This window comes from Luteibacter sp. P4_D7_3, assembly GCF_056401735.1.
In genome coordinates this window covers 1-6,414 of record NZ_JBFUIT010000241.1, presented here as the reverse complement: position 1 = coordinate 6,414, position 6,414 = coordinate 1, and the positions used below count along the sequence as shown (strand labels likewise).

The 6,414-nt window shown below is 63.6% G+C and carries 3 protein-coding genes; all 3 read right to left on the bottom strand.

What is annotated here, in order from left to right:
• Window positions 1-2,496 (bottom strand): maltose alpha-D-glucosyltransferase (gene treS, locus AC1DSN_RS16850; protein WP_477331791.1); only part of this gene is annotated, 2,496 nt, incomplete at its 3' end.
• 3 nt (window positions 2,497-2,499) lie between these two features.
• Entirely contained in the window at window positions 2,500-5,772 is a 3,273-nt protein-coding gene (locus AC1DSN_RS16845) for a maltotransferase domain-containing protein (protein ID WP_477331789.1), read from the bottom strand.
• Between the two features lie 414 nt (window positions 5,773-6,186).
• On the bottom strand, window positions 6,187-6,414 hold a 228-nt coding region (locus AC1DSN_RS16840), incomplete at its 5' end, for an integrase core domain-containing protein (protein WP_477331787.1).

Genomic DNA, 6,414 nt, shown 5'->3' with positions numbered 1-6,414 from the left:
GTCATAGCTGCGACGCAGGAAGTCCAGGGTCCAGCGCCAGGCGTCACCCTGGTTGCGCAGGAAGCCCTGTAGGACAGCGATGGTCGTGCGATCGCCGTGTTCGTCGACACGTACCACCTCGCCAAGCAGCGGCGACGTGTTGGCGTAACCCTTCTCGGTGAGGAAACGGCCCATCTCCACTTCGGGATTGATCCCGGCCGAGGTGCGACGGAACAGCTTCAACACGCCCTGGTCGTGCAGGATCATCGAACTGTTCGACTGTTCGGTCGTCATCCAGCGGTTTTCAACGTCACTGGCGAAGGCATCCGGGTCGAAGGCATCCGTGCGTTCGAAACGCACGAAGCCGCGATTCACCGGTAGCTCCACCTCGTTGCGCAGGCCGATCAGCAGACCGGATGCAAACGCCTCGAGCGAGAAGCCGTCGGTGAGAAGGCCGATACGGCGACCACGGCGCACACGCGCGAGCGTCAGCTGCTGCGATCGCGCCGTCGGACTCTCGTCTTCCCAGACGATGCCGACCGGAAGGCTGTAGCGCTCGGTGCCGCCGTCGGCAAGGGTTGCTTCGATTTCCGTGAACACGAGATCGTCGCCACGATCGGGCCAGGGCACGGCGTAGAGAATCTTTACCGACTCGATACCCCGATCCTTGGCCGCAAACCAGCGGCGCACACCAAGGTAGGTCGGCAGCACCTGCTTCTCGATAACCCCACGGTGATGCGCCATCACCGGGCCGTCGACAAGGGCACCACGAACCACCAGGGTTTCGTAGTCGGGCAAGGGCTCGGCGGGAATCTCGTGCCATTCCGGCATCTGCGCGTTCGGGCAGATCTGGAAGGCATAGAAGCCGTACGGAGGCACGGTCAGAAGGTAGGGCAACTGCCCCACCGGAGGGAATGACGAGCCACCCATGATTTCGATCGGCACCTGGCCGTCGAAGGACGCGAGGTCGAGCTCGACCGCCTGCAGGGAACGCGACATGTTTGCCACGCAAAGCACGTGCTCGCCGTCGAACTCACGCAGATACGCGAGCACCTTGCGATTGCCGGGGTACAGGAACTTGAGCGTGCCGCGCCCGAAGGCCTTGTAGCGCTTGCGCACGGCGAGCATGCGGCGCGTCCAGTTCAGCAGCGAATGAKGGTCGCGGGACTGTGCCTCGACGTTGATCGCCTGGTAGCCGTAGAGCGGATCCATGATCGGCGGCAGGACAAGGCTGGCGGGATCGGCGCGCGAAAATCCACCATTGCGATCGACCGACCACTGCATCGGCGTACGCACACCATCGCGATCGCCCAGGTGAATGTTGTCACCCATGCCGATCTCGTCACCGTAATACAGCACCGGCGTCCCGGGCATCGACAGCAGCAACGCGTTCATCAGTTCGATACGGCGGCGATCGCGTTCGAGCAGCGGCGCCAGCCGGCGACGGATACCGAGATTGATGCGCGCGCGCTTGTCAGCGGCATAGGTCTGCCACAGGTAGTCGCGTTCGTTGTCCGTCACCATTTCGAGCGTGAGCTCGTCGTGGTTGCGCAGGAAGATCGCCCACTGGCAGTTCTCCGGGATGGCCGGGGTCTGCCGCATGATGTCGGTGATCGGGAAGCGGTCTTCACGCGCGATCGCCATGTACATGCGCGGCATCAGCGGAAAATGGAAGGCCATATGGCATTCGTCGCCGTTGCCGAAGTAATCCTGCGTGTCTTCGGGCCACTGGTTGGCCTCGGCCAGGAGCATGCGATCGGGATAGTGCTGGTCGATTTCCGCGCGCATCACCTTGAGGATGTCGTGCGTTTCGGGAAGGTTCTCGTTATTGGTCCCTTCGCGTTCGATCAGGTACGGCACGGCGTCCAGACGCAGGCCATCCACGCCCATGTCCAGCCAGAAGCGCATCACGTCGAGGACCGCCTTCAGCACCGCCGGATTGTCGAAATTAAGGTCCGGCTGGTGCGAGAAGAAGCGGTGCCAGAAATACTGGCCAGCCACCGGATCCCAGGTCCAGTTCGACTTTTCAGTGTCGAGGAAGATGATGCGGGTGCCGTCGTAAGCCTGGTCCGTATCCGACCACACGTAGAAGTTCCGCGCCGCCGAGCCTGCTTTCGCCGCCCGTGCGCGCTGGAACCAGGGGTGCTGGTCGGAGGTGTGGTTGATGACCAGCTCGGTGATCACACGCAAGCCGCGGGCATGCGCTTCGTTGATGAAACGCTTGACGTCGGCGAGCTTGCCATAGTCCTCGTGCACCGCCTTGTACTCGGCGATGTCGTAGCCATCGTCGCGCCGGGGGCTCGGATAGAAAGGCAACAGCCAGAGCGTGTTCACGCCCAGCTCCGCAATGTAGTCGAGCTTCTCGATCAGGCCCTGGAAGTCACCGACACCGTCATCGTTGGAGTCGAAGTACGACTTCAGATGCACCTGGTAAATGATGGCGTCCTTGTACCAGAGCGGGTCGCTCGAGAAATCGGGAGCGGCGGCCTGTTTTTTTGCTTTGGCGCGTGTAGCCATGGATCAGACTCCGGGAAGCCGCACGTGCCAGATCGCATAGGGCTGGCCGAGGCCGAGCCACACATGCTGATCGGCGCCGCGCCAGGCGATGGGTTGGTTGTGAAGCAGGTCGTGGATATCGAGCTGGGCGTCGGAGGCATAGCCCCAGTCGGCCAGCGGCAGGGAAAGGTCGGCAGCCTGGGCGTTATGCGGATCCATGCTGATGGCTACCAGGACCACGTCGTCGCCGGAGCGCTTCTCGAAGAACAACACCTGGGCGTTGTTCGCAGGCAGGAAGCGCACACCGAGATGACTCTGCAGCGCTGGATGTGCGCGGCGGATGGCGTTGAGCTGGGTGATCTCAGCGACGATATTGCCCGGGGCGTTGAAGTCGCGGACGCGGATCTCGTACTTTTCCGAGTCCAGGTACTCCTCCTTGCCAGGCATGGGCGCGGCTTCGCAGATCTCGAAACCGGAGTACATGCCCCACAGACCGGACAGCGTGGTCGCCAGCGCCGCACGGATAAGGAAACCGGGACGGCCCGAGGTCTGCAGGAAATAAGGATCGATGTCCGGCGTATTGACGAAGAAGTTCGGCCGGAAGAAATCCTTCGGCGGCGTAGTCGTCAGCTCGGTCAGGTAGTCGACGAACTCCTGCTTGGAGTTGCGCCAGGTGAAATAGGTGTACGACTGACTGAAACCGACCTTGGCGAGGCGATACATCGGCTTGGGGCGGGTGAACGCCTCGGAGAGGAACAGCGCATCGGGATACTTCGCGCGGACGCGGGCGATCATCCACTCCCAGAACGGGAAGGGTTTGGTGTGAGGATTGTCCACGCGGAAGGTGCGCACGCCCTCATTGGCCCAGAACAGCACGACATCGCACAGTGCCTGCCAAAGCGACGGCACGGCACCTTCGGCGTAGAAGTCGACATTGACGATGTCCTGGTACTTCTTCGGTGGGTTCTCCGCGTAACGGATGCTGCCGTCCGGTCGCCAGTCGAACCATTCGGGATGTTCCTTCAACCACGGGTGGTCCTGCGAACACTGGATGGCGAAATCGAGCGCCAGTTCCAGGCCGTGCTCGTGAGCGGCGTCACGCAGTGCGCGGAAGTCGTCGAGCGTGCCCAGCTGCGGGTGGATCGCCGTGTGGCCACCCTCCGGCGAACCGATGGCATAGGGGCTGCCCGGATCATCGGGGCCCGGTGTCAACGTGTTGTTCGGTCCCTTTCGGAAGGCCGTGCCGATCGGATGGATCGGCGGGAAATAGAGTACGTCGAAGCCCATGTCACGAACCGCCGGCAGGCGGGCGATCGTGTTACGGAAGGTGCCGTGCTTCGTCTTGTCATCGGTCATCGAGCGCGGGAACAATTCGTACCAGCTGGCGAAACCCGCCTCACGCCGATCGACTTCGAGCTGGAACGATTCGGTGACCGTCGAACGAACACGCGGATCGGTCGCCGTCATCAGCTCCAGCGTGCTGTCGGCGAGCAGCAGCGCCAGGCGCTCATCGCCCTCGGCCCTGGCGACAGCCGTGGCAAGGGAACGCAGACCCTTCGCCTTCGCGCCCGAAGCATCCTTCGCACGCGCCTCGACGAGTAGCCTGCCCTCCTCCAGCTCGAGCGCAACAGGCACGTGGGCTTGGTGCTTCACCTCGAGCTCGTGGCGATAGCTGGCGAAGGGATCGCGCCAGGCTTCGATCTGGAACTCATAGCGGCCCATGCGCGTTGGTGTGAACCGCGCCGTGTGAATGTCGTTATTCACCGGCTCCAGCATGACCTCGCGCCAGGCCTTTTCGTCCAGCGCGCGGTAGCGCAGACGCGCGGCAAGGACGTCGTGGCCGTCCGCGAAGATGTCGGCCGTCACATCGACGGCCTGGCCGACGATGCGTTTGGCGGGAAAGCGGCCACCGTCCACGGTCGGCTGAACGGCTTCGATAACGATACGTGGGGCTTTGGTGGCGGACTGCATGAAATCCTTATGGGCGGAGGCACCGATCTTGCGTTTCACCGGCACGCCGGCACCGGCCGTCAACGTCAGGACGGCACCGGGATGCAGGACGACGCCATGGCCTTCATCGAAGACCTTGCGGCCGTCGGGGGTGGTCCAGGGACCGAAGTGGGAAGCGTCGCCGATCAAGGCGTCGTCGGCCGTGAGCGGTGCTTCGCGATCGAGCGAGGCATTGACCAGGGTCAAGGTGGCGCGGTCAGCCGTGCGGGGATCCGCGCCGTCGACAGTGAGGAACGCAGCGATACCCTTGCGCGTCACGATGGTGGGGACACCGCCGAGGTGTTCGCCGATCGCTGCATTCGCTGCTTTCACGGTCGCCGTCACGTCCAGCACGGCACCTGCTGCCAGCTCGGCGGGAGTGATGGCATTGCCCCGTCGCGGATCGAGTGCATCGTGAGCGGCGTATTCAAAGCCGACCGGCATCAACCAGCCAGCAGGCGCCGTCGCTGCGAAGGCAATCGCGCGACGATACGCATGGTCGAGCTGGTTTTCTTCGCCCAGTTCGTCACCCAGCCGAGTGGCAAACGGCTCCTCGGTGCAGGCCAGCGAAGGGGCGATCGCCTGCAACCTGACAGCCTCCTCGGCGAACCAGGCCGCCTTGAAGTCCCACCAGGCGGCCGACGAGACCACGGCGTCGAAGCCCGCGCCGCGCATCGCGTCGAGGTCATCCGGCGTGCTGCCCGGGGTCCAGGCCAGGAAACCCGCCTCAGGCGCTTCCTGATGCACGGCGTCGATCAGCGTCTTCCACAGGGACGCGGGGAGTCGCTGGGGGTGCATCAGACGAAAGCCCGCCACTCCCGCGGATGCCCAGCGCCGAAGTCGCTCGATCCACCATTGGGTGGCAGCGGCGGCCACGGTGGGATCGTTGAGGCGCCAGCGGGCGCTGTCACTTTCGCTGGGTGTCCACCGCGGATCAGGCGTGCCGTGTTCGGCCGCGATCCCGCGGAACCAGTCGGGGTGCTCGCCGCGCACTGCCGAATCCGACGCCAGTTCGTCCAGCGGCAGGTCGAGCCAAAGCTCCATATGCTGCGCCCGGCAGGCCTTGGCGATCTGACCGAGTCGTGTCGTCGCGTCGCCATCGGCGCCGAGCGCGGGGTTGAGCCTGTCGAAATCCCGCGTCACGAAAACATCACCGCAGGCCGAAGCCTCGAAAGGCGGTGCGATCAGCAGTTGGCGGAAGCCCAGCGAGGCCGCGTGCTCGATCCAGGGGTTCCACGCGGTCATCGGCCCTGCAAGCAGGGGGTGCAGGTAGTAGATGCAAAGGGGCGCACGCATGCTTGCCGACATGTACTCGTGTTCCTCGGGAGTTGGTACGAGCATGCCGGGTCGGATGTATGCATCGTGCCAATGGACCCGGGCACGCGAAGGCATTCACAGTGACGCAGACGGGTGTTGCGGCAGTGTGAATACGTGGGTTTTTGCGAGGGTTGTGCGCTGACGCTCGTGCTGCGCGCGGGAGTCGCGGCCGGGTTGGACCTTGAGGTTGCGTGCGGCACAGGCGCCACGCCGCTTCGTCAGTCGAGGTTTGATGAACGACCAGGCTGCTTTCTGTAGGCGCCGCTTCAGCGGCGAACCCTCAGGCTGTCGAGGTTGCGAATGATGCCTTGTGGTGATCGTGCGGGCGGTTGAACGCCCGCACGATGCGACGCAATGCCTCGTTCGCAATATCACCGCTGAGGGTTCGCCGATGAATTGCAGTGGTCAAGCTTTTCTGGACACCGGTGTAGGAGCCTGAGCCGCCAGTTGCTCGAAGAGCACTGGCGGGATGTCGTTTAGTCGCGAGTGTTGCCGTTCTAGGTTGTAGTAGATCAGAAAGTCGGTCAGCTCCTTCTCGGCCTCGGCGATAGATGCGTAGCCTCCTTCAGGTACCCACTCGTACTTGAGCGTCTTGAAGATCCTCTCGATCACGGCGTTGTCCCAGCAGTTGCC

Coding starts and splice junctions, on each gene's coding strand:
- AC1DSN_RS16845 (WP_477331789.1), bottom strand. CDS start 5,772: ATGTCGGCAAGCATGCGTGCGCCCCTTTGCATCTACTACCTGCACCCC.